Source organism: Bartonella japonica (assembly GCF_040545385.1).
Classification (GTDB): domain Bacteria; phylum Pseudomonadota; class Alphaproteobacteria; order Rhizobiales; family Rhizobiaceae; genus Bartonella; species Bartonella japonica.
In genome coordinates this window covers 79,047-103,237 of record NZ_JBEPLT010000001.1, presented here as the reverse complement: position 1 = coordinate 103,237, position 24,191 = coordinate 79,047, and the positions used below count along the sequence as shown (strand labels likewise).

General features: G+C 38.3%; 27 protein-coding genes and 1 pseudogene. 11 read left to right on the top strand and 17 right to left on the bottom strand.

The window, feature by feature from the left end; genetic code table 11:
- The first annotated feature begins 106 nt into the window (after positions 1 to 106).
- Positions 107 to 256, top strand: a complete 150-nt coding sequence (locus tag ABID39_RS00490) for a DUF1127 domain-containing protein (protein ID WP_354184953.1) — start codon at positions 107 to 109, stop codon at positions 254 to 256.
- 245 nt (positions 257 to 501) lie between these two features.
- Here ABID39_RS00490 and ABID39_RS00485 read toward each other — a convergent pair whose 3' ends face one another.
- A complete protein-coding gene (locus ABID39_RS00485) occupies positions 502 to 1,278 on the bottom strand; it encodes an SURF1 family protein (RefSeq protein WP_354184951.1) in 777 nt (258 codons plus the stop codon).
- A 344-nt stretch (positions 1,279 to 1,622) separates the two neighbouring features.
- Between ABID39_RS00485 and rpmB the strand changes: the two genes are divergently transcribed.
- Entirely contained in the window at positions 1,623 to 1,928 is a 306-nt protein-coding gene (gene rpmB / locus ABID39_RS00480; protein ID WP_354184949.1) for a 50S ribosomal protein L28, read from the top strand.
- A 118-nt stretch (positions 1,929 to 2,046) separates the two neighbouring features.
- Positions 2,047 to 2,733: a queuosine precursor transporter gene (locus tag ABID39_RS00475; RefSeq protein ID WP_354184947.1), complete on the top strand. Its 687-nt coding sequence runs from the start codon at positions 2,047 to 2,049 to the stop codon at positions 2,731 to 2,733.
- Positions 2,734 to 3,497: 764 nt separating this feature from the next.
- On the opposite strand, the gene cobT is transcribed toward ABID39_RS00475, so the two are convergent.
- The 3 genes from cobT to ABID39_RS00460 form a co-directional block, all read right to left on the bottom strand.
- Positions 3,498 to 5,408: a cobaltochelatase subunit CobT gene (cobT, locus tag ABID39_RS00470; RefSeq protein WP_354184946.1), complete on the bottom strand. Its 1,911-nt coding sequence runs from the start codon at positions 5,406 to 5,408 to the stop codon at positions 3,498 to 3,500.
- A gap of 14 nt (positions 5,409 to 5,422) precedes the next feature.
- On the bottom strand, positions 5,423 to 6,409 hold the full coding sequence (cobS, locus tag ABID39_RS00465; protein ID WP_354184945.1) for a cobaltochelatase subunit CobS: 987 nt from the start codon (positions 6,407 to 6,409) through the stop codon (positions 5,423 to 5,425).
- 226 nt (positions 6,410 to 6,635) lie between these two features.
- Positions 6,636 to 7,256: a J domain-containing protein gene (locus tag ABID39_RS00460; RefSeq protein ID WP_354184944.1), complete on the bottom strand. Its 621-nt coding sequence runs from the start codon at positions 7,254 to 7,256 to the stop codon at positions 6,636 to 6,638.
- A 122-nt stretch (positions 7,257 to 7,378) separates the two neighbouring features.
- Here ABID39_RS00460 and ABID39_RS00455 point away from each other — a divergent pair, with 122 nt between their 5' ends.
- Positions 7,379 to 7,657, top strand: coding sequence for a BolA family protein (locus ABID39_RS00455; protein ID WP_354184943.1), 279 nt, complete (start codon positions 7,379 to 7,381; stop codon positions 7,655 to 7,657).
- Here ABID39_RS00455 and ABID39_RS00450 read toward each other — a convergent pair.
- Positions 7,654 to 8,643 carry a tyrosine recombinase XerC gene (locus ABID39_RS00450; protein ID WP_354184942.1) on the bottom strand — a complete coding sequence of 330 codons (990 nt, stop codon included), beginning with the start codon at positions 8,641 to 8,643 and terminating at the stop codon, positions 7,654 to 7,656. The genes ABID39_RS00455 and ABID39_RS00450 overlap by 4 nt on opposite strands.
- A gap of 3 nt (positions 8,644 to 8,646) precedes the next feature.
- Positions 8,647 to 9,468: a SapC family protein gene (locus tag ABID39_RS00445; RefSeq protein ID WP_354184941.1), complete on the bottom strand. Its 822-nt coding sequence runs from the start codon at positions 9,466 to 9,468 to the stop codon at positions 8,647 to 8,649.
- Between the two features lie 139 nt (positions 9,469 to 9,607).
- Here ABID39_RS00445 and rimM point away from each other — a divergent pair, with 139 nt between their 5' ends.
- The 7 genes from rimM (at position 9,608) to ABID39_RS00410 (ending at position 15,706) form a co-directional block, all read left to right on the top strand.
- On the top strand, positions 9,608 to 10,171 hold the full coding sequence (rimM, locus tag ABID39_RS00440) for a ribosome maturation factor RimM (protein WP_354184940.1): 564 nt from the start codon (positions 9,608 to 9,610) through the stop codon (positions 10,169 to 10,171).
- A 224-nt stretch (positions 10,172 to 10,395) separates the two neighbouring features.
- Positions 10,396 to 11,094: a tRNA (guanosine(37)-N1)-methyltransferase TrmD gene (gene trmD, locus ABID39_RS00435; RefSeq protein WP_354184939.1), complete on the top strand. Its 699-nt coding sequence runs from the start codon at positions 10,396 to 10,398 to the stop codon at positions 11,092 to 11,094.
- 207 nt (positions 11,095 to 11,301) lie between these two features.
- Complete coding sequence (gene rplS / locus ABID39_RS00430; RefSeq protein WP_354184938.1) at positions 11,302 to 11,751, top strand: 50S ribosomal protein L19; 450 nt, start codon at positions 11,302 to 11,304, stop codon at positions 11,749 to 11,751.
- A 505-nt stretch (positions 11,752 to 12,256) separates the two neighbouring features.
- Complete coding sequence (gene sdhC, locus ABID39_RS00425) at positions 12,257 to 12,658, top strand: succinate dehydrogenase, cytochrome b556 subunit (protein ID WP_354184937.1); 402 nt, start codon at positions 12,257 to 12,259, stop codon at positions 12,656 to 12,658.
- Positions 12,659 to 12,676: 18 nt separating this feature from the next.
- On the top strand, positions 12,677 to 13,063 hold the full coding sequence (gene sdhD, locus ABID39_RS00420) for a succinate dehydrogenase, hydrophobic membrane anchor protein (RefSeq protein WP_354184935.1): 387 nt from the start codon (positions 12,677 to 12,679) through the stop codon (positions 13,061 to 13,063).
- A 4-nt stretch (positions 13,064 to 13,067) separates the two neighbouring features.
- Positions 13,068 to 14,912, top strand: a complete 1,845-nt coding sequence (gene sdhA / locus ABID39_RS00415) for a succinate dehydrogenase flavoprotein subunit (RefSeq protein WP_354184933.1) — start codon at positions 13,068 to 13,070, stop codon at positions 14,910 to 14,912.
- A 14-nt stretch (positions 14,913 to 14,926) separates the two neighbouring features.
- The gene (locus tag ABID39_RS00410; RefSeq protein WP_354184930.1) at positions 14,927 to 15,706 is read left to right on the top strand and encodes a succinate dehydrogenase iron-sulfur subunit; all 780 of its coding nucleotides are present in this window, start codon (positions 14,927 to 14,929) and stop codon (positions 15,704 to 15,706) included.
- Between the two features lie 201 nt (positions 15,707 to 15,907).
- Here ABID39_RS00410 and virB11 read toward each other — a convergent pair whose 3' ends face one another.
- From virB11 to ABID39_RS00355, 11 genes and pseudogenes are all read right to left on the bottom strand, one after another.
- Positions 15,908 to 16,972: a P-type DNA transfer ATPase VirB11 gene (gene virB11 / locus ABID39_RS00405; protein ID WP_354184928.1), complete on the bottom strand. Its 1,065-nt coding sequence runs from the start codon at positions 16,970 to 16,972 to the stop codon at positions 15,908 to 15,910.
- Positions 16,944 to 18,107 carry a type IV secretion system protein VirB10 gene (gene virB10 / locus ABID39_RS00400; protein ID WP_354184926.1) on the bottom strand — a complete coding sequence of 388 codons (1,164 nt, stop codon included), beginning with the start codon at positions 18,105 to 18,107 and terminating at the stop codon, positions 16,944 to 16,946. Before virB10 ends, virB11 begins: the two co-directional genes overlap by 29 nt.
- Positions 18,107 to 18,913, bottom strand: a complete 807-nt coding sequence (virB9, locus tag ABID39_RS00395) for a P-type conjugative transfer protein VirB9 (protein WP_354184924.1) — start codon at positions 18,911 to 18,913, stop codon at positions 18,107 to 18,109. Before virB9 ends, virB10 begins: the two co-directional genes overlap by 1 nt.
- 13 nt (positions 18,914 to 18,926) lie before the next feature.
- The gene (locus ABID39_RS00390; RefSeq protein WP_354184922.1) at positions 18,927 to 19,625 is read right to left on the bottom strand and encodes a VirB8 family type IV secretion system protein; all 699 of its coding nucleotides are present in this window, start codon (positions 19,623 to 19,625) and stop codon (positions 18,927 to 18,929) included.
- Positions 19,622 to 19,765 carry a TrwH protein gene (locus ABID39_RS00385; protein ID WP_354184918.1) on the bottom strand — a complete coding sequence of 48 codons (144 nt, stop codon included), beginning with the start codon at positions 19,763 to 19,765 and terminating at the stop codon, positions 19,622 to 19,624. The genes ABID39_RS00390 and ABID39_RS00385 overlap by 4 nt, the downstream gene beginning before the upstream one ends.
- A gap of 171 nt (positions 19,766 to 19,936) precedes the next feature.
- Entirely contained in the window at positions 19,937 to 20,809 is an 873-nt protein-coding gene (locus ABID39_RS00380) for a TrbL/VirB6 family protein (RefSeq protein ID WP_354184916.1), read from the bottom strand.
- Positions 20,810 to 21,040: 231 nt separating this feature from the next.
- A complete protein-coding gene (locus ABID39_RS00375) occupies positions 21,041 to 21,733 on the bottom strand; it encodes a TrbJ/VirB5 family protein (RefSeq protein WP_354184920.1) in 693 nt (230 codons plus the stop codon).
- Between the two features lie 60 nt (positions 21,734 to 21,793).
- Positions 21,794 to 21,913, bottom strand: a pseudogene (locus ABID39_RS00370) (TrwG protein); the annotation flags it as partial.
- Complete coding sequence (locus tag ABID39_RS00365) at positions 21,910 to 22,053, bottom strand: TrwH protein (protein WP_354184918.1); 144 nt, start codon at positions 22,051 to 22,053, stop codon at positions 21,910 to 21,912. The pseudogene ABID39_RS00370 and the gene ABID39_RS00365, both read right to left, overlap by 4 nt.
- Positions 22,054 to 22,224: 171 nt before the next feature.
- On the bottom strand, positions 22,225 to 23,097 hold the full coding sequence (locus ABID39_RS00360; RefSeq protein ID WP_354184916.1) for a TrbL/VirB6 family protein: 873 nt from the start codon (positions 23,095 to 23,097) through the stop codon (positions 22,225 to 22,227).
- Between the two features lie 234 nt (positions 23,098 to 23,331).
- Entirely contained in the window at positions 23,332 to 24,096 is a 765-nt protein-coding gene (locus ABID39_RS00355) for a TrbJ/VirB5 family protein (RefSeq protein ID WP_354184914.1), read from the bottom strand.
- Positions 24,097 to 24,191 lie beyond the last annotated feature (95 nt).

Here is a 24,191-nt window from a genome sequence, read left to right as displayed (position 1 = left end):
TTTATGACGTAAGTGTATGTCTGTTATGAAATTATAGCACATCTTTTTTTCAAATTTGTTTTATCCTAGAGAGGAGAATATAAAGTTTGAGTATCGAGTGAAATATATGAATATTCTGTGTTTTTATAGCAATTGGCGTCATTATCGTCGGACAGTTAAAGCGTTGAGTTGTCTTTCAGCAAATGAACTCAATGATCTTGGTATTTGTCGTGGTGATATTGAATTGATTGCGCGGCATTGTTCCCGTAAATCTTGAAATTTGTTTGAGAGAGCATTTTGTTGTGAGAAGAGAGCAGGTGCTTTTTTCTTTAATTTTGGTCAGAGTAACAGAATTCATGGTGGGGGAAGTTTTGTGTGTTTACAAAGCTTGTTATGCACCGTTCTTTGAAAAAGTATTTTGGTACGCATCTTCTTCATAGAAGATATATTTTTTATAGATATGTGCTCCTTAAAACTAGGATAGATCCTACTTTGTAGAAGATCCACTGTTTTTCGTCTTTTTCAGTTTTTTTGCCGCAGCAGAAAAAGAGAAGCTCCTAGAGAACCAGCAGCTAAAATAAACCACGTGATAGCGTAGACAAGATGATTGTTTCGAAAGTGCACGATCGTGAGACCAGAAATGGGGAGGTGTCCTTGTGTGGTTGTTTTTTTTCCCTGATCAATGAAATAAGGAGCAACAGAAGAGAGGCCAAGTTTTTGTGCCATGGCAGGAAGATCGCGTGTATACCATAAATTGTTATCAGGATTATTTTTGCGTGGAAAAAAACCATTTTTTTCACTTATGCGTAACAAGCCTATGATTGTTGTCTGTTTTGTATCTATGGCAGAATGTTGAGGATCTCCGTGTGATTGTTCGGTATTTTGAAAATCATGACGTGCGTCCATGGGAATAAAACCACGATTCACAAAAGTCAGTGTGTTGTCATCCGTTTGTAAAGGGGTCAAAACCCAGTATCCAGTGGTGTTTTGAGAAACAGCAGTGACAAAAATATTTTTATCTCTTAGAAATTTTCCTGTGATCATGACGGGTCGATATTCATCTTTTTCAAAAGTAATATGCGTCCATTGATTTTGGGCCGGTGCTTTTATAGGAGGCAAATGAACACGTTGATTGGCATATGTGATGAGATTTGTTTTCCAGTTTAGTCGGTGTATTTGCCATACACCGAGTGCGCTAAAGAGGAGAAAAAAACATAGACATAAAATGCTGAACAAAAGTGAAGAAAAACGGATATGTTTGGGTTGAAGCTTTGTCATGGAATGATTGATTTTGCTCATGATGAATGCTTCCTTCTAAAAGGTCAGACACTCTTTGTAGCACGGTAAACATTAAAAAAAAATATTTTGTGCGTTTTTTATAGAAAAAATGAAAGAATTCATCAATTAAAGGATGCAAAAGGCTTTATACGTGTTCTTCTCTTTTTAAAGGACAGGACATTATATAAAGAGTCTACAAAACTTTACAAAACTTTACAAAAGACTTGACCTTTTTTTATCGACACCCTATTAAAAGCACAACTTCCCAATGATGCCTTTTCAAGGTAGTGGTGTGTATTTTTGCATTTATTCCGTTTTGTGGGTGTTGGGGTTAAAGAGTTTTTTAGAGTTTAAAGGTGGAGTTTATGTCCCGTGCTTGCGAATTGACAGGAAAGACAGTTCTATATGGCAATAATGTTAGCCATGCGAATAATAAGACCCGTCGTCGTTTTTTACCAAACCTTTGCAATGTGACATTGATTTCGGAAGTGTTACAACAAAGTTACCGTTTGCGTATTTCAGCAAATGCTTTGCGTTCTGTTGAGCATCGCGGTGGTTTGGATAGTTTTTTGGTCAAAGCCGATGATAAAGAATTGTCACAACGTGCGCGTTTGTTAAAACGCCAGATTGTGAAGAAAAAAGCTGAACAAAAAGTTGAAGAAATGGCATAATTCTCTTTATTAATTAAAGAGTTGAATGGTTGCCTCCTTATTTTACGGGTAAAAGTTTTAAAAGCTTTTTACTTTTTGATCGCTGTATCTTATTGATTCCATTGCTTAGGTTAAAAAAATGTTCTCAATACGCGATCCTTTATTAGAACGGCAAAAAAAAAGGTATATTGTTTTTTCTATTCTTGCAATGTGCCTCGCTGTAACTGCTTCTAATATCTTGGTGCAGTATCCTGTATATTGGTTCGGTTTGAATGAGCTGTTAACTTATGGTGCTTTTACCTATCCATTTGCTTTTCTGATCAACGATTTGACGAATCGTTTTTATGGTCCAGCTGCAGCGCGGCGTGTGGTTTATGCTGGTTTTTTTGCTGGTGTTCTTGTTTCTTGGATATTGGCTACACCACGGCTTGCAATTGCTTCTAGTTTAGCATTCCTGTTTGGGCAGCTGCTTGATATTGTTGTTTTTACTCCTTTGCGGCGTAAAGCATGGTGGAAAGCACCTTTAGCAGCTGCATTGGCGGGATCAGCTTTAGATACTGTGTTATTTTTTGCTCTTGCTTTTTCTAGCTTTTTTGCTTTTATCGATCAAATAACAGGTTATGCTGATAGTTCACTCATGGAGAGTGCTGTTTTCTTTGGACTTGGTATACCAGTTTGGCTTTCTCTTGCTTTGGGTGATTTTTCAGTAAAAATTATGATGAGTTTGTTTATGCTCATTCCCTATGGAACGATCCTTAGCGCCGTGAGAATCCCTCTTTATCAAGGTTGCTCAAAAGATATTTCATCTTTTGTTGGTGAACAATAATAATCTTTCTCTTTTCCGCTTTAAAAAGAGAAGACTGCATATTGCTCTCATTAAGTTCTTTTATTCTCACGTTTATAAAACCAAAGTCGAGCTAGTCTTTTTTATATTTATTGAGCGCTTAGCGCTTAACGTTATTTTTGCACTTAATTTATAATCTGTATACCGTATATCGACTTATTTTTAATCTACAGATTTTCTTTTCCAAGCTATATTTAGCAATTGCAATTGAATAAGTTTCGCTGATTGTTCGTGATCATGAACAAGCAGGAACATGTTACGGTTTCAAAGTATTTTACACAACAAAAATTGATAATTTGTACTTGCAAATTAATAAGGTATCTCTTGTAAAAAAAGAATATTTTAGTCGTGTGTATAGTATAGATATTTATAATAATATATTGATTTATAATGATAATTTATTACTTTGAAATTTGGATGAAAACTCTGAATATAGCTAGATTTATTTGTTTGAAATTCTTTTTATGATGAATCAATAAAGATTATTTGTTTTCTTGTTATAAGTGATATCTGTGCATGGATGAAAATCGCTTAAGAAAGGGCGTAGAAATATTTTTCATGAATTTTCTCAATATTAAGAGGCAATAGTGTGGGTTGGTAGATATAATAATGCCGCTAGCATGTGACAATATTGTCAGTAGGGAATGGAAAAGATGGTACCGATTTGTATTCAAATATCTAAACAGAGTATTGTGTATCTAAACAGAATATTATACTGTATCCAAATTCGGTATTATGCTGTTGATTTAAAAAGAATTTTTAAGTCTTTTATGAGGATAAGATTTTTTACTACTAAAGAGTGCTTCTAATTGTTTTGTTATAGCGTTGGCGAGTTCTTCAGCATTCATAATTGTTACAGCACGTTGATAATAGCGTGTGACATCATGACCAATGCCAATAGCAATAAGTTCTATGGGAGAATGCATTTGAATTTCTTGAATCACTGCGCGTAAATGCTTTTCAAGATAATTGCTGGAATTCACAGAAAGTGTTGAATCATCAACTGGTGCACCATCAGAAATGACCATAAGAATGCGACGCTGCTCACGTCGTGATAGAAGACGTTGATGTGCCCAAATCAATGCTTCACCATCGATATTCTCTTTTAGCAATCCTTCCTGCATCATTAAACCTAAATTGCGTCGTGCTCGACGCCATGGAGTATCAGCGCTTTTATAAATAATGTGACATAAGTCATTAAGGCGTCCAGGATGATGAGGTTGGTTTTGTTTGAGCCACTGCTCACGTGATTTTCCTCCTTTCCAAGTTTTGGTGGTAAAGCCTAAAATTTCAACTTTAACACCACACCGTTCAAGAGTTTGTGCTAAAATATCTGCACAACTTGCTGCAACAGTAATTGGCCGTCCTCGCATTGATCCTGAGTTATCAATGAGTAAGGAAACAACAGTATCCCGAAATTGAGTATTGCTTTCCATTTTAAAAGAGAGTGGTTGCATGGGATCAATAATCAGGCGTGGCAGCCTAGCTGTATCAAGATATCCTTCTTCAAGGTCAAAATACCAATTGCGATTTTGTTGTGCCATAAGACGTCGTTGTAGGCGGTTTGCTAGCCGTCCAACAATGTTTTGGAGATGATTAATTTGCTTATCAAGATAACGACGCAAGTGATCCAGTTCACCTTCTGAACAAAAATCTGTTGCTTCTAAAATTTCATCAAATTGGCGGGTGAAAACTTGATAATCAGCAAGTTTTTCCATTTGTTCTGAAGTAATAAAAAGGCGTTTGGATTGACTGGATTTTTCTTTCCAAGAGCTTCTTTTTTGCTCTTCTTCAGAGTGATCGTCACCGCTTAATTGGGTAGCTTCTGTTTTTCCTTTGCTTTGCACATCACTTTCTTGTTTTGTGGTTGTTTGTTCTTCACTTTGAGCATTTTTTTCGTTTTTTTCTTCTTCTGCTTGGTTTTGTGGGGCATCTCCGTTTTTTGATTTTTTATTGTTTTTACTGTCAGAAACTTCTTTAAGTTGAACTGTCATTTTTAATGCAACAAGCATTTGACGAGCAATTTGCGCAAAAGCATGTTGATCGTGAATGTGATGCGTTAGCTCGTTCAGTTCTGTGGCAGCTTTTTCTTCGATTATATGACGCCATAATTCTAAGACAGGTCCCGCTTCTTTGGGGGGAGGGCGTTTTGTTATTTTTTCGCGCAATAAAAGCGCAATTGCTTCTTGGATGGGAGCTTCACTTTGGGTGCTAATTTTTTGATAATGGGCTCTTTGATATTTATCAGCGAGCATAACATCGAGATTTTGTGCAATTCCTTCCATGGCTAAAGCTCCAATTGCCTCAACGCGTGTTTGCTCAAGAGCATCAAAGACGGCACGTGCTTCTGATTCTAAAGGAGAAAATTGTGTGTGAATGTCTTTATCATGCCATGCCGTACGTAGAGCCATGGAATCACCTAATCCGCGAGTGATCATTATATCTTTGTTTGTTGCCTGTTGTGGCAGTTCGGGTAAATACGCATGATTCTCATTCAAGGATGGTCTGTTATGACTGAAGACAACTTCAAGATTGGGTGTGCCAGCAATTGCACGGATACAAGTGGAAAGAGCTTTTTTAAAAGTTTCACTATCAAGAGTGTTTTTAGGAAAGTCATTTGTCAGAGTGTTGCTGTTATTGCCAACTTCTGCAGTCATGATTGATGTGTTCCTTAAGGCAAAACACTGTGAATAAGTGATTCGGGAAGCTCTTGTCCAAAGGCGCGTTGATAAAATTCTGCAACAGTGGTACGTTCAAGTTCATCACATTTATTGAGAAAAGTAAGTTGAAAAGCAAAGCCAATATCTTGAAAAATTGTCGTGTTTTCTGCCCAAGTGATAACTGTGCGCGGACTCATGACTGTAGAGAGATCTCCATTGATAAAGGATTTGCGGACCATATCAGCAACATGGATCATTCGTGAGATTGTCTCTTTTCCTTCAGTTGTTTGAAAAGATTTAACCTTTGAACAAACGATGTCAACTTCTTTATCGTGTGGTAGATAATTGAGTATCGTTACAAGAGACCAGCGGTCCATTTGGGCTTGATTGATTTGTTGTGTCCCGTGATAAAGCCCTGTTGTATCACCAAGACCAATGGTGTTGGCTGTTGCAAAAAGACGAAATGCTGGATGGGGAGCGATGACACGGCTTTGATCAAGCAAGCTTAGTTGTCCAGAAGATTCAAGGACGCGTTGGATAACAAACATAACATCAGGGCGTCCAGCGTCATATTCATCAAAGACGAGAGCAATATTGTTTTGATAAGCCCATGGCAAAATGCCTTCTTTAAATTCAGTAATTTGTAAGCCATCTTTTAAAACAATGGCATCTTTTCCTATGAGATCAATACGGCTGACATGACTGTCAAGATTAATCCGGATACAAGGCCAATTGAGGCGTGCTGCGACTTGTTCGATATGTGTTGATTTCCCTGTACCGTGATAGCCAGAAATCATGACACGCCGGTTAAATGCAAAACCTGCTAGAATCGCTAAAGTTGTTTGCCGATCAAAAAGATAATCGGAATCGATGGCAGGAACGTGAGGACTTTTTGTTTTAAAAGCAGGGACTTTCATATCTGTATCAATATGAAACAGATCGCGGGCACAAAGGGTAATATCAGGCACATTTTCAACTGTAGGCTTTATTTGTGTCATTACTTTTTGGAAGAGTTTGTTTGTGTCATTACTTTTTAGAAGAGAAAGAACGCTATTTATCTTTGTTTATTACAGAACGATACAAGAGTTAGAACATTTATGCAATGCCCTATAATGTATAATAAGAGTCTTGAATATCAAAGAGATTCCTTGTCAGACATCTTGTAATGTCTGGAAAAATGATAATGGTCAAAATGAAAATGCGCTTGTATGAGCAGAGGTTTTCTTAACAAAAACCAGATTTTTTTAGTAAATTATAGGCGTTTAAAACATCACGAAAACGTTCTTCTGAAGAGCGACAGCCGCCATTGGAATCAGGGTGGTGTTTTTTTACCAGCTCTTTATATTTTGTTTTGATCATTTCAGATGAAGCATTTGCAGGTATCCCCAATGTTTCAAAGGCTTTAGCTTCTAAGGGTTTTAATTTTCGTGAGAAATTGTTGGTTGAATGACGTTGGGTAAACAGCGTGAATGGGTCGCGCATACGGTTTTGATAGGCCGCTGTACCAGAGCGAATCTTTGCATAACAAGTGGCTGTTTTTTTTGAGGTGCCATTGCTCAGATCTGTCGTCCATGTTGGGCGATGTCCTGTGAGGGCATCTTTTTGGAATTTTGCGATATCTTTATCACTCAGGCCAGAAAAATAATTAAAATCTTTATTATAAGCACGCACATGATCAATGCAAAAATGCAGATATTGCCCTTCATGATTGCGACCTGCCGGTGCTTTATGCGAAGCGGCTTTTTCACAGCCTTGCCATTGGCATTGCTGTGCTTCTGGATCAGCCTTTTGTTTCCTATTAGAGCTGATGCGAATTGAGTCGAATAATTTAGATGTTGTTGTCATGATTATAGATTTATGAAAAATCAATCGATTTGACAAGAATTGACTTTTGAAAAATTTGTTTTCACATTTATTTGGTAATGAGAAAGGCACATAATACCATTTATTTTGTGAAGGAATAGAAAATGTCTACCGCAATTCAAACAATAATCCAGATGAAACTTCAGGAAGCTTTTCATCCGCAGAAACTTGAAGTGATTAATGAAAGCCACCTTCATGAAGGGCATCCTCATAACGAGCATGCTTTTGATGGTAAAGGAGAAACGCATTTTCGGGTCAAAATTCTTTCTTCTTCTTTTTCAGGTATGTCGCGTGTGGAGATCCATCGAGCAATTTATCGCGTTTTACAGAAAGAGTTAGCAACCTGTGTTCATGCTTTAGCGATCGAAGTTGAATCTGTTTAATTTTCGTCCCTATCTTTTAAAGATCGGGGGTGTGTTTTTTGATAAATTTCCAATAAGTGATTTATATCAACATGCGTGTAGACTTGAGTAGTGGAAAGACAGGCATGGCCGAGAAGTTCTTGAATCGTACGTAAATCTCCTCCACGTGATAAAAGATGAGTGGCAAAAGAATGGCGAAGGGTATGTGGGGTCGCAGTTTCTGGTAAACCAAGATGCACACGTAAGTTTCGCACAGCGCGTTGAATAATGGCTGCCTGCAAAGGTCCACCTCGAGCACCGCGGAACATTGGTTGGTTGTCTACTAACGGATATGGACAACATTTAAGGTAATTTTGTACAGCTTCGTGGACAGCTTTTATAAGAGGAATAAGACGTGTTTTCCCCCCTTTTCCCGTCATGAATAAGCTTGTTTTTTCAGGATCAGAAAATTGTTCTGGTGTAAGCGATAAAGCCTCTGATATTCGCATTCCACAGCCATAAAGAAGCATTAAAACAGCCGCGTTACGAGCGATGATCCATGGTTCATCTTCCTGTTGATTTTCTTGTTTGACTAAATTTAAAGCTGATTTTATTTCTAAAGGTCTTGGCAACGATTTGGGGAGTTTGGGGGTTCGAACAAGCTTAGCAGCAGGAATATTGACGATCCCTTGGCGAGTAAGGTAGTTGAAAAAAGAGCGTAGTCCCGCCATACCTCTGCTTAAAGAGCGAGCACTTATATGACGTGTACGGCGATAAGCTAAGTAAGCACGTAAATCGCTAACGCGCAAATTGGAAAGATCATCAAAGGTTGGTTCGTTCCCTAAATGTTGACAAAGAAAAGACAAAAATTGCCGTGTATCACGTTCGTAGGCTTGTACCGTTTGTATAGCCATGCGACGTGTTTGTACAAGAGTGTCTAACCAATTTTTCCGCGCAGTTAAAACAGCAGGATCTACTGGAATGAGAGGGACATTTTCGTCTTTTCTTGTGTCATCTTTTATAGGCATTTCTTAATTGAGGGTTTTTTGTTCTTGAGACATTTCATTATGAGCAGAGCCATTCTTTTTTGCTGGTTGCTCTTCGTGATTGGTCATCTGCTTTTCACCTTTTAGGGAGAGTATTTTAAAAAGATTATTTGTTGACATCAAATGCGCAAAAATCAATCCTAAAAAACCATTCTTATGAAGTTTAGCAAGTTGGGATGCGGATAATTTATTCAGTTTTTCTTCATCAACAATCCAAAAATGTTCTAATTGTGCTGAAAGACCTTTATCATTTTTCACATTAATAGATTTTTGGCTTAAAAGATCCATATCCACAAGGGTATCAATAAACTCGGCGGTTTTTTCCATAGCGATTTTAAAGCTTTCAAGAAAACGAATACGCTCTTCCATAAAAGGAGAAACAGATCCATCGGAATTGAAAAGTTCTGTGCCTGCAACCTCATTAAACATACCTGATTGTTGATCAAAACAAACAGAAAGTTCTTTTTCATTTTGAAGTTGTGCAAGAACAAAAGGATAACGACGGACAAAAGCGGGAACATAAGTGTTTTTTTGCCAACTTTTATCAGAGGTGATATAGTCATTTTCATCGTTAGAAAGTCCTACAAGAGCAGCAGATGTATAGTGCCGTTTCTTTTGTTCATCTTCTGCGCACATAAACAAAATCGGATAGTCTAAAGCAGCTTGAAAATATTCACTGCTTGCTAAAGGAACCCAATGAGTATCTTTGGCAAAAGACATATCACTTGGAGGAGCATATTTTAGGTTTTTATGAGAAATTTTGTTGATTGGGGTAATATCTTTGTAAAACAACATAACATTTGCCATAAGACTTCTCCTTTTATTAATTTGTTTTGTTACCAAAAAAGCCTTTTGGAAAGATTTATGATATGGCAACAAGATTAAATAGAAAATTACAAGAAATTATAAGATTAAAGGATTCGTTTTTAAGAGATGATATTTTTGCATGACATATAATAAAGAAAAGCTGAAAAATAAAGTCTATCTTGCCATTATTGGTCCCGCCCATGGTATAAAGGGAGATGTTTTGGTTAAGGTTTTGGGTGCCGATCCACAGAGTCTTGGAACTTATGGCATCCTTTATGATGATATAGAACGTCCTTATGAAATTGTAACTCTTCGCGTACAAAAAAATAACGTGATAGTGCATTTTAAAGGGATTGAAGATCGCAATGCTGCTGAAGACTTAAAAGGTGTTCGTCTTTATGTTACACGTGATCAGTTGGTAGATGATTTGGATGAGGATGAATTTTATCAGGTCGATCTCATTGGACTCCGTGTTCAGGATTGTGCTGGTCAAACCTTGGGTGAGGTCAGTGGTTTTTTTAATTTTGGGGCTGGTGATTTGCTTGAAATGCGTCTGAATACGCGTAAAACGGTGTTTATTCCTTTCAGCAAAGCTGCAGTGCCAGAAATTTGCATTGGTTCTGGTTTTCTTGTTGTCGATCCTATGGCTGCTGGTTTGCACAGCAGTAAAGAGAAAAATAAGGTGAAAAATGATTTGGGTTAAAAGAATATACGGATAAGATGTGGAGGTTTAAACGCGTATTTTAATCCTGAATTTTTTAGTCTTGTAAGTTCTTCTTTAGCAGTGTTCAGCTTTGGCGCGAGGGGTATGGTTGCTGCAGACAATGCCAATTAGGGATTTTGTTTTAAAGAAATGCCATAGTGTGGATAATAGATCGGTGAATGCTGGACTGTACAGTTTGGCTAAGAGGATGAAAGAATGAAAATATGGGGTTTCAAGCGCGCATTTTAACACTTTATCCTGAAATGTTTCCTGGGCTTTTAAATTATTCTTTAGCGGGGCAAGCTTTGGCGCGAGGGGTATGGTCACTAGAGACAGTACAGATTAGGGATTTTGCTTTGGATAAACACCATAGTGTCGATGATACACCGGCTGGTGGTGGTGCTGGTATGGTCATGCGAGCAGATGTCTTAGCTGCTGCACTTGATAGTTGTCCACATGATTCGCCAAGGCTATTGATGAGCCCACGTGGAAAGGTTTTTAACCAAACGCATGCCCGTTCTTTGGCATGTGAATCAGGAATAACACTGGTTTGTGGACGTTTTGAAGGCGTGGATGAGCGGATAATAGAAGCGCGAGAATTGGAAGAAGTGTCCATTGGTGATTATATTCTTTCAGGTGGAGAAACAGCTGCGTTAGTTCTTTTGGATGCTATTGTTCGCCTTCTCCCTGGAGTGATGGGCAATCAGGATTCTGCAAAGTGTGAAAGTTTTGAAAATGGTCTCCTTGAGTATCCTCAATATACGCGTCCTTCTCTTTTCGAAGGACGGGGCATCCCATCGGTGTTAACATCAGGTCATCACAAAGCTATAGCGCATTGGCGTCAACAGCAAGCTGAACTGTTAACACGTCAACGTCGTCCTGATCTTTATGCGCGTTATCATAAAAATCGTCAGGAAACTTGATTCATGCTATAAGGTAGTGTATTGCAAGGCTCTCTCTGTAGAGAGTTTTTCTGTGAAGGGTTTTCTGTAGTTCCGAAACTTAAAAAAAACGGTGTATTCGCTCCTGTATAAAGCATAGCCTAAAGAACTTCTTTTTCGTATAAGAATTTTTTTGGGTAAAAGTTGAGCGCTCTGACTGTTCGATAAAGAATATGAAGGATAAAAGAAATGAATATTATCGCACAGCTTGAAGCTGAACAATGTGCAAAAATCGAGGCAAAACGTCAACTGCCAGCTTTTCAGCCAGGGGATACAGTCCGTGTTATGGTCCGCGTGACGGAAGGTACACGTACGCGTGTTCAAGCGTATGAAGGGATTTGTATTGCACGTTCGGGTGGTGGGGTGAATGAGACCTTTACAGTGCGCAAAATTTCTTATGGTGAAGGTGTTGAACGTGTTTTTCCAGTTTATTCTCCCTTGATTGAAGCTGTTGAGCTTGTGCGCCGTGGTAAAGTGCGTCGTGCAAAACTTTATTATCTTCGTGGTTTAAGAGGTAAAGCTGCACGTATTGCTGAAAAGAGAGATTATCGGAAAAAAGGCGAAAAACTTGTTGAGAAAGTAGAAGAAAAAGCTGTTTCAGCAGACGTTGAAACGCAAGCAACACAGTCAATCGAGTAAATATTGTATCTGCGACGAGTAATACTGGTATCTGCGAGGGTTTGTGTAAAAGCGGCTTCCATGCCGCTTTTTTGTCGTCGATGATTCGTTTTTATCAATAAAGAAATGGTTTTAAGTACATAGCAAAGCTGTTGCATCTGTTAATTCCGTATCTTGTTTTCCTTAATATGCTATCTAAATTTAGAGCTTCAGGAAATCTATCGTTGATATTTAGAAATAGACATGCGTACGACTTGAAAAAATGCATGGCTATATTTGAGAAATGGTGTTAGACCTTTGACGTGAAGGTAAAATTATATTAGATTGAAGTCAGTTTTATGGCTCTTAGCTGTAAATAATTCGGTTTTTTTTATGCGCGACCTTTAATCCGTTATTTAAGACAACCGACCTGTAATGTGAGCATCTTGAGATGCAGAACAAGTGAAAATGATAATGCACTTGGTTGTTTTGTGCGATCTTGTCGTTCATGATGCCGTTGCAGTACAAAGTCAGGTCAGGATATTTTATGACAGAGACAGTTAGGATGAAAGAGCGCCCACATTCTCCCCACATAAGTATTTATCGCTGGGCCATCACTATGGCAATGTCAATTGCACATCGTATTACAGGAGTGGCCCTTTATTTTGGAATGACTTTACTCGCTATTTGGTTAATTTCAGTCAGTTGTGGGGCTGAGGCGTTTAGAATAGTTCATGGGATTTATACTTCTTTGCCAGGGCTTTGTGTTCTGTTTTTTTATAACCTTGCTGGTGTTCATCATATGGTTGGCGGTATCCGCCATGTTGTTTGGGATATGAAACCGTGTCTTTTGGCTAAAGAAAAAGCAACAGTAGCTGCTTGGGCAACAGTGTTTATTTCTCTTATTGTTACTGTTGCAATTTGGATTATCGGATATAGTCTTGTCTAATTGGGGGTGAAGAAAGGGATGAAGAAAGATTTTCGAACAGAACTTGGAAAAGTGCGTGGGCTTGGAAGTGCACACGAGGGAACAAAGCATTTTTTGATGCAACGTCTTACAGGTGTGATAAATCTACCTCTTTTGATTTTTTTCATTGTTCTGATTCTTTCGCTCGTTGGGAAGGATTATAGTGTTGTGCGTGCACGGTTTGCTCATCCTGTTGTTGCTATTTTAATGGGGATGCTTACTTTTTCAGTCCTCTATCATATGAAGCTTGGAATGCAGGTTATTATTGAAGATTATATTCCACAAGGAGGTCTAAGGATATTATTCTTGGCATTAAATATTTTATTTTGTTTTATTTTGGGCAGTATCATCATTTTTGCTCTTTTGAAAATTGCATTAGGGGGATAACGATATGGTCAACACAGTATCACCTCTAGGAACTCAATCAGGTAACCCTCCTTATCATTATGTCGATCACAAATTTGATGTTGTCGTTGTTGGTGCTGGTGGTGCAGGTTTGCGTGCAACACTCGGTATGGCGGAGCAAGGGTTTAAAACAGCCTGTATCACAAAGGTTTTTCCAACACGTTCGCACACCGTTGCAGCGCAGGGAGGGATTGCAGCATCACTTTCAAATATGGGGCCTGACAATTGGCAATGGCATTTATACGATACTGTAAAAGGATCTGATTGGTTGGGTGATACCGATGCAATGGAATATTTGGTGCGCAATGCTCCGGCTGCTGTATATGAATTAGAACATTATGGGGTGCCTTTTTCGCGTACACAAGAAGGTAAAATTTATCAACGTCCCTTTGGAGGACATACAACAGAATTTGGTGAAGGTCCGCCTGTTCAACGCACTTGTGCTGCAGCAGATCGGACTGGACATGCGATTTTGCATACGCTTTATGGGCAGAGTTTAAAACATAATGCACAGTTCTTTATTGAATATTTTGCGCTTGATCTCATTATGACAGATGGTGTCTGTACCGGTGTGGTGGCTTGGAATCTTGATGATGGCACAATCCACCGTTTTTCCGCAAAAATGGTTGTTTTAGCAACAGGAGGTTACGGACGTGCTTATTTTTCAGCAACATCAGCGCATACTTGTACGGGTGATGGCGGTGGCATGATCGCACGTGCTGGGTTGCCTCTTCAGGATATGGAATTTGTTCAATTTCATCCCACAGGTATTTATGGTTCTGGCTGTCTCATTACAGAAGGAGCCCGTGGTGAAGGGGGATACTTAATCAATTCTGAAGGAGAGCGCTTTATGGAGCGTTACGCTCCATCCTTTAAAGATTTGGCTTCACGTGATTTGGTGTCACGTTGTATAACGCTCGAAATTCGTGAAGGGCGCGGTGTGGGACCAAGAAAGGATCATATCCATTTGGTTCTCAATCATATCGATCCTGCTATATTGCATGAGCGTTTGCCAGGAATTTCCGAGTCAGCACGAATCTTTGCTGGTGTTGATGTCACAAAAGAGCCTATCCCTATTCTTCCAACGGTGCATTACAATATGGGGGGGATTCCCACAAATTACTTTGGTGAAGTTCTTAATCCAACTTCCGATTCGCCAGATCGTGTTCAGCCAGGTTTGATGGCTGTAGGTGAAGCCGGATGCGCTTCTGTTCATGGTGCGAACCGCTTGGGATCAAATTCATTGATTGATTTGGTTGTTTTTGGGCGCGCTGCAGCAATTCGTGCTGGTGAAGTGATTGATCGAGATGCGGAGATTCCACCTTTGAATGAGACCGCTGTCGACGAAATTATGACACGTTTTGATCGCTTACGTTTTGCTCAAGGCGGAACTCCAACTGCTGTATTGCGTGAAAAAATGCAACGGACAATGCAGGAAGATGCTGCTGTTTTTCGTACGGAAGATTCTCTGAAACAAGGGTGTCAGAGGATAAGTCAAATTTGGGGTGAACTTTCTGATCTTAGAGTAACAGATCGCTCACTAATATGGAATTCTGATTTGGTCGAGACATTAGAACTTCAGAATCTCATGGCAAATGCAATAACAACGGTTTATTCAGCAGAAGCGCGTTTAGAAAGCCGTGGGGCTCATGCACGTGAAGATTATCCAGAGCGAGACGATAAAAATTGGCGTAAACATACACTGTCCCATTTATCAAAGGATGGTAAGGTGACTTTATCATATCGACCTGTTCATGTTGATCCATTAACATCTGAAGCAGATGGTGGTATCGATTTAAAGCGTATTGCACCGAAAAAACGTGTTTACTAAGGGGAGAACAAATTATGGTACAAATTAAACTTCCCCAAAATTCTCAAGTAAAAGCTGGAAAGGTTTGGCCTAAGCCTGAAGGTGCTACTCAACTGACCGAATTTCACGTTTATCGTTGGTCGCCTGATAGTGAGGAAAATCCTCATCTGGATACTTATTATGTAGATCGTTCTGCTTGTGGTCCTATGATTCTTGATGGATTATTGTTCATTAAAAATTACATTGATCCAACTTTGACACTTCGCCGTTCGTGTCGTGAAGGTATTTGTGGTTCATGTGCAATGAATATTGATGGAACAAATACGCTGGCTTGTACTAAAGGGATGGATGATGTAAAGCATCCTATTAAGGTATATCCTTTACCCTCCATGCCTGTTGTTAAAGATTTGGTTCCTGATTTAAAGCGCTTTTATGCCCAACATCGTGTGATTGAACCTTGGTTGCAAACTGTTTCGCCTGAGCCCGCAAAAGAATGGTTACAAAGTTACACCGATCGTCAAAAAATCGATGGTCTTTATGAGTGTATTTTGTGCGCATGTTGTCAGACATCATGTCCGAGTTATTGGTGGAATGGCGATCGTTATTTGGGACCAGCTATTTTGCTTCAGGCTTATCGTTGGATTGTTGATTCACGCGATGAGATGTGCGGTGAACGTCTTGATAATTTAGAAGATCCTTTCCGTCTTTATCGGTGTCACACGATTATGAATTGTGCGCAAACCTGTCCAAAGGGGTTAAATCCCGCTAAAGCAATTGCTGAGATTAAAAAACTTATGGTTGAACGTCATCTTTAAGCATTTATTAATTATTGAGAATAAAATTATACATCGTGAAGAGTTGCTTTTATTCTTTTAGGTGCTGCACGAGAATTCATCTATAAAATTTATTGATTTCTTAAGAGTATTAAAAAGCATTTACTGCCATATTAAAAAAAGCCGTGATAACGTATCACAGCTATTATTCAATTTGCAGTAATGCTGAAAAAAATATTTCACTTAAATTATTTTTGATTTAGAAAAAATTGGATCGTAAAAGACTTCAGAAAGCTTTCGATCTTTAAAGAACAACACAACATCCACTGTCATGTAAAGCACCATTTTTATCATTTCTAGATCAAGCTGACGACCAATTTCTGATCTTTTGATTAATGTGGCACAACGCTCAAAAGTTTGTAAAGCATTATTAGCGTGTGTTGTGGTAATGGATCCTGGATGCCCAGTGTTTAATGAGTTAAGATATTCCCACGCCTCATTACCCCGCAGTTCTGCGAGAAAAATACGATCAGGAGATTGACGCATACATGCATCTAAACACTCATCAGCTGAAACACGACCTGCACCATTTCCATAAATCATATGTACATGATTAGGATGATTGGGAAGAAAAATTTCATGAACATCTTCAATTGTGATAATGCGCTCTTCTACCGGCACCTTTTCAATCAAGGAGCGAGCAAATGTTGTTTTACCCGACCCCGTTTTACCTGCAATGATAATATTCCGTTTATGAAGCACACATTCTTCTAAAAATTTAAGAATTTTTCTATCACGTTTGAGATGTAAAAGCTGTACTTCAAATGGTTCTAATCTGGTAAAATCTTGCCTTAATAACAAGTCAGTTGCTTCTTTTTCCGAAGGTTTATTAAAGCTTACATCAGAAAAATCACTCAATACCCCTTCTTCGTTGAGTTCCTCTAACGTTTTAACTGTAAGGGAATGTTTACGAATAACAAAGGATAGTGAACCATCTATAACAGCGGGTGTTTGTATAATTGTACCGCGTTGCCCACCAGGTAAGTTCACATAATGAATGCTTTTAGGAGCCATACCGTTATAAACGATAACAGCTGTAATCAATGTTTGTAAAAAAGTGTGTGTTAACTCTGGTAAGTTATGCACCTGCCAACCTTCAGTACTTTTTGTCCATAGTTCACAAGGGCGGCAGATTGATAATTCAGTAATTTTTGGATCTTCCAAAAAACGATCAAGCGGTTGCAGAAGCTGTGCAACTGCTTGATCTTTCTGTATTTGATTAACGTGTAACGAGGCTGTAGACATCACTGAAATCCAGATCACGAGCAATAAGAATATTTATTCTTTCACCTTGGTTTTTGTAAAGTGTTGGCGGAATATTAATTGAATTTTGGAGAACTTCGGCTACGACTGTTTCTGCATTATGTACTTCCTGAGATTGTGCCTTTCCTCTACCTTCTTCATTTTTTTGCCAAACTTTACCTTTTATCCATTCTCCTAAATCACTGATTATACTAATCATGATTGCCCCACCAAACCGTTGCCAAAAATGTGTATCAATCCAACCACCGACACCAGCTTCACCAAGAGGACCAGTGCCAGGCGAATCAAGGTTAATGACAACACCGGAAGGCGTTTCAACGCGCGACCATTGTACGAAAACACGTGCTTGTCCTTGTTGTACACCGCCTTGATAGAAACCGGTAACTTTAGAACCACGATCTAGCAAAACAACACGACCGCTTGTAGAATAAACGTCACGCGTTAAATGACACGTTGTCATTCCCGGTTGTGAGGTGACAATTTTGGTTTCTAGTACGCAATCTATTTGTGTTCCTTGTGTAATTAAGAGATCGCGATTACGAAGTTGAACTGCGCGCGATTGAGACAATCGTACCGGTTGGAGTTGATCAAATAACACACCATTATTTTTATCATTTTCAGATGCATTATTTTTTGAACTTACTGTGGAGCTATCACCACCACCGTTATTAAGACCTGAACTTAACATACGCTTACGTGCCAAATCTTCAGAATCTTTAAGCAGGTGTGGTGGAAGTGTTGTTTGAAGAAGCTTCGTCAAAGCTGGTGAAAACTCTGATACTACATCTTCTTTCTGTGTTGTTTTCTCTTCTTCTATAATTTTGGGCTCTTCTATAACGCGAGGAGTATAGCTTGGTATAATTTGCTGCACTGTTTGCTGAGGCTTTTCTTCCTCAACATCTACAGCATTACGCATTTTTAAAGCTTTCCAAGTTAAAGCAATCGGTACCCCTATTATAACAACAAGCCCTACCATTAACAATGCACGTGCTCCAGGAATCGTCGAACGTCGTTCAGAACTTAGTTCAGAACTACCATAGGCACCTTCAATGCGTCTTGACTCAGGGTGGACCAGTTCTTCACCTTTTTCAATCCCATCTCCTTTCTGTCTGTCAAACATCATTTTCCTCCTTTATTGACGCGATGCACTACCGGTGATATCGTTCCAGTCGTGTTGGGTATACCATTGGGATCGTAGGATTCATTGAAAACAGCTAAAGCACGTTTGCCAAGCCGTATAAGCCATTTAGGATTAACCTTGTGAACAGCGATAATGTCATTAGAATCTCCTACTACAGTACGTGGTATGAGGCTTTCGTTGCCTTCAGCATCTACGACATAAATTGATGGCATATCCATGTTGGCGGGAAATTTGAAATAGGTAATACGCCCATTGTCCCAAGCGTTTATTGGAGCAATATCTTGGTTGCCACTCATCGTATAGCTAAGGTTATAACCTTTCACGCTTAGATGAAAACCACGTTCAATGGCAGAACGCTGGTTATTTTCCTCCGACTTTTGGGTATTGGTGTCAGGATAATGAAAGGCGAGTTCGTAGGTAGCTCCAGCTCGGTCATTTCGAAACTGTAACCGGAATTTATAGCTACGTTTGTCGGTTACAACAATGAGATTCGTATTAGCAAGTTCTGCTTTAGGTTTAATAAAAATATGCCGCCCTTTATGTGCAAAAGCATAAGCATCTGAATCACCAAAGGCATGGGTGATATACTGCTCACCTTCTTCAAGAATGATGTGCGTCGCTACACCAAGAACTGTTTCAATTTGAACCACATCAGCCACATTATACGTTACATAACGAATACGATGGTCATATTGTGAATTGGATGGGGTCTTGAGCGCTTGTACGGGTACTGTATGAAGAAAGAAAAATGAGGAGAATAGAGTAATAAACGTAAGTTTTTTCATAATAATCAATTCCTCAATTGTTCAAAAGGACTTCTGGGTCAGCACGGTAACTTGTGACCTGAAAACCTAGAGGGTTAAGCAACCGATCAGATGATTTCATTGGTGCGCCAACATAGGTGTAGCCAATCGTTGCAATCTGGTGTTGTTGGGAGCCTACCGTACCGTTGTTGTCATGTTGTTGCGTCGTAAAACGCACGGTTGCTTGACCAAGCCCATTTGGCTGGATCGACCGTACTTTAACTGTGATACGTGTTTTGTTGGAAAGCACTTTATCACGTGCAGTTTCACCCTCATAAATCTTGTAAAATTCTTGTTGAACAGCCGGTGCGCTTAAAAGTGCGGCAGTATCATAGTTCAACTGAATGGTATCATAGTCATAAGTTTCACGGTTTAGCACATATTGATTGAGCCAATATCTGTCTACAACTTCACCATAACTGGTTTCATGCTCACGCATTACTGAGATGACATCGACTGCACCAGTTGTGTTATCAACACGTAACACTAAAGGTGTTGGAGCTGGTTGAGAAAATCCGATAACTCCGCATATCATACCGAACAATCCAAAAATGCCAACAGCACCTGCTACACGCCATGCCGTCTTGCGCGACTTCACAAATTCATTGATGAGTTCCCGTTCTAATCCTCTGCTTTCCTCATAGTAACTGTTAAGTTGTTCGGCTTTTACAGGTTTAGCTTGTTTTTTTCTCATATGGCTCCTCGCTGAATTTCGGCAGGGATTGTTTTATTAATAGGGACACGATTCCAATTACTTGGTTGCTTTGGCTTTGGAGCGAATATGCAAGCCGATAAAAGACTCGTGATCAAAATCATAAAAAAGATTTGTTTCATTTTAATACTTCTCTTTTTCAATCAGTAAATTCTTTCTATCACTTTTTTATTGATATTTCAATTTTGATTAGAAAATATATTGCCTATAATTGTATTTATTTTTAGTTTTTTTCATTTACGAAAATATTTATCGGTTGTGTTTGTATTTTTTTTGCGTTGCTGAAATTTTGGTTATTTTGTTGTGCGGTTATTACGGGAAGGATGATCTAGTCTCCATAAATGACCAAAGGTGAAGCCTTTTGCTAAAGAGCTTGCAACGCTTGATAGTTTGAGCAACAGCATAATGGAGATAATAGCTAGGATGAGAGCACCACCAAGTGCGAAACCCACATTTTGTTTTCCATCAAATTTTAGATCTGACATGTAATTTGCAAAGATATTCATCATAAGACTAAATACGGTAGCTAGGAGCACAGTGAGAATTGTATAGCTTAGAATTTGCACGATCCACTGTTCAAAAAAGCGGTAAGTTGGTTGCCAAAGCAAAGCAATGATGAAGATTGGTCCGAGTCCTGCGAGAAGCACAAGAGCGATTTTTGTTAGCAAAATGAATGCTCCACCGATTGCAGCTAGGAAGCTTGTTGCAAGCAAAATGAGGATTCCGAAGAAACCGTACAAGATGCCATCACCATCTAGAAAAGCAGCTTCTTCAAAAGCTTTGCTTGCGCATTCGAAACCTCTTTCAGCGACTGTGTCAATTAATCTGTTTAGATGGGGACCTTTTATCGGTTTATCGAGTAATGACGTGAGCAAGTCATTGGGTATTTCTGTTATAAATTGCGTGATCTCTGGTTGATAAAGTCCTGTAGTGAGTGCTATTGAAGTAATAATACTTGCTCGCAGGCAACGGTTTAGAAACGAAGCAACTGGCATATCGACTACGCCACGAATAATGAGCCATCCATATATGATGAAAGCGATGGTTAGACCAATTGAGACGAAAGGCGTAATTGTCGCAATTGCTTTTGAGGAAATGTCCGTAACATATGTTTTTGTTACTTTATCAATTTCATTGAAAAGTTGCGTGAACATTATGAAGTCCATGACATTCCTCTTTAGCGTTTTTTAGTTTTCATTGTTTTGAAATATAAACATATGTTGTATGTTTTATTTGTCTTTATATAATTCACCCAAGCGCTGTTCAGTGAGATTGTTTTATCTGGTCAAATTTTTCTATGTGTTTCTTTAGAGAGTTGAACCACACTGGACATGATGTTTTAATTTTGCATTTTCATCGGCAAAAAATCGGTATTAGCGTAAAACTATTTACAGATTTTATCCTGAACATATAAGTGGTGAACATGCAGAGCGTATAGTAGGCATACCTTTATTTGGACTTCCAAGAATTTGCACATTGCGTCGACGTTGTAATCGTTTGATAAATGTTTGTTCAACGTTGTGTGAATGTGCAATTACTTGCAGTTTTGTTGCTTCATTCTGGATCATAGCTAACATGCCTTTCATGCGTACTTGCAATTCAGCAACGCCTTTTAAATCTTTCATTTGGTCAAGATCAATCAATGTCTTTGCAATTTGCCCAAAACGTCCTTCTATTTCTTGAAAAACTTGTGTTAATACAGCTTTATCAATAACAGCCGCATATTGTCTTCGATTATCGATCTCTTCGCGTGCATCCTCTATAGATATTTTATTAAGATAATTTTCATTTGTTCTTATATTTTTATAATTTTCGCGAATCTGATTGCTCATATTTGATATTTTATCTGTATCATAGATGAACTGTGGATTTAGAAAATACAGACTCCCATCGTTTTCTTTTGGTTTTCCGCTTTTTGTTCGAGTACCAGTTATAGAATCATGTATCTTTTCTGTAGAAAAAATCTGTTCTTTTATAAGATCTTCCTGACCATAATTTGGATTATAAGTGATACTTAGTCCTTGTCTGGGCGTTATGTCATAAGTAACTGACATAGAACTTTGTCCGTGGCTTGGCGTTCCCAGAATCATGCCTATTGACACCATAATAATTAGCTTTTTCACACTTCACTCCTTTCAATTCTCATTATTGTAGGAAGATTGTGTTAACTTCACAAATTCATTGATGAGTTCCCGTTCTAATCCTCTGCTTTCCTCATAGTAACTGTTAAGTTGTTCGGCTTTTACAGGTTTAGCTTGTTTTTTTCTCATATGGCTCCTCGCTGAATTTCGGCAGGGATTGTTTTATTAATAGGGACACGATTCCAATTACTTGGTTGCTTTGGCTTTGGAGCGAATATGCAAGCCGATAAAAGACTCGTGATCAAAATCATAAAAAAGATTTGTTTCATTTTAATACTTCTCTTTTTCAATCAGTAAATTCTTTCTATCACTTTTTTATTGATATTTCAATTTTGATTAGAAAATATATTGCCTATAATTGTATTTATTTTTAGTTTTTTTCATTTACGAAAATATTTATCGGTTGTGTTTGTATTTTTTTTGCGTTGCTGAAATTTTGGTTATTTTGTTGTGCGGTTATTACGGGAAGGATGATCTAGTCTCCATAAATGACCAAAGGTGAAGCCTTTTGCTAAAGAGCTTGCAACGCTTGATAGTTTGAGCAACAGCATAATGGAGATAATAGCTAGGATGAGAGCACCACCAAGTGCGAAACCCACATTTTGTTTTCCATCAAATTTTAGATCTGACATGTAATTTGCAAAGATATTCATCATAAGACTAAATACGGTAGCTAGGAGCACAGTGAGAATTGTATAGCTTAGAATTTGCACGATCCACTGTTCAAAAAAGCGGTAAGTTGGTTGCCAAAGCAAAGCAATGATGAAGATTGGTCCGAGTCCTGCGAGAAGCACAAGAGCGATTTTTGTTAGCAAAATGAATGCTCCACCGATTGCAGCTAGGAAGCTTGTTGCAAGCAAAATGAGGATTCCGAAGAAACCGTACAAGATGCCATCACCATCTAGAAAAGCAGCTTCTTCAAAAGCTTTGCTTGCGCATTCGAAACCTCTTTCAGCGACTGTGTCAATTAATCTGTTTAGATGGGGACCTTTTATCGGTTTATCGAGTAATGACGTGAGCAAGTCATTGGGTATTTCTGTTATAAATTGCGTGATCTCTGGTTGATAAAGTCCTGTAGTGAGTGCTATTGAAGTAATAATACTTGCTCGCAGGCAACGGTTTAGAAACGAAGCAACTGGCATATCGACTACGCCACGAATAATGAGCCATCCATATATGATGAAAGCGATGGTTAGACCAATTGAGACGAAAGGCGTAATTGTCGCAATTGCTTTTGAGGAAATGTCCGTAACATATGTTTTTGTTACTTTATCAATTTCATTGAAAAGTTGCGTGAACATTATGAAGTCCATGACATTCCTCTTTAGCGTTTTTTAGTTTTCATTGTTTTGAAATATAAACATATGTTGTATGTTTTATTTGTCTTTATATAATTCACCCAAGCGCTGTTCAGTGAGATTGTTTTATCTGGTCAAATTTTTCTATGTGTTTCTTTAGAGAGTTGAACCACACTGGACATGATGTTTTAATTTTGCATTTTCATCGGCAAAAAACTGATGTTAATAAAAAACTATTTATAAAAAACTTTATTTTATAGATCTTATAAGAGGCATTTTTATATTTTTGCTGTTAAGAATTCTCACGTTACGTTTTTGTTTTTGCAGATTGATGAGTGTTTGTTCTGTATTGCGAAAATGTGTAATCATTTGCAATTTTGCTGTTTCATTCTGGATCATAGTGAGCATGCCCTTCAGATGTGCCTGCAATTCGGCATTACTTTTCAGATCGTTTGTCGTATTTATTTTTTCTACCAGTTCTGAAATTTTCTGAAAACGACTTTCTGCTTCTTTAAAAGTTTGTAAACTTACAGCTTTATCAACGGCAGCTGCATATTTGCTACGTCTTTCTATAGCTTCACGTGCTTGAAGAACAGAAGCGGAAGTTCTTGCTTGTTGTAATATATATATAGCTGACTTAAATATATCAGAATTTACATCTTTTTTATAAATTAATTCTGGATTTTTAAGAAAAAAACTACTGTAATTATCTGGAGATTTAGTTCTATTCCCCGTTATCGATAGATGGATTTTTTTTATTTCTTCAAGCTGTTTTTTGAGGGCTTCAAGCAATTTTTTTTGTTGTTCTATTTTTTCCCGTTGCGCTTCTTCTTCTCGTCTTTTAAATGCATCTAATGTGCGATAATTCATCCATGCATCTCTTATCATATAATTCAATGCACTTCCCATGGAATTAGAAGCATTAAATCCCAGAGATGTAGGACTAAATCCTAGAGCTGTGTTCTGTGTTCCAAAAATTGCCACTATTGCTACTGAAATAATAATTCTTTTCATGCTGTTTCTTCTTTTACGACGGTTTATTACGCTCCAATATATCTTTATCATAACTCAAACTTTGATTATAAACTATATGATTTTAAATTATTTAA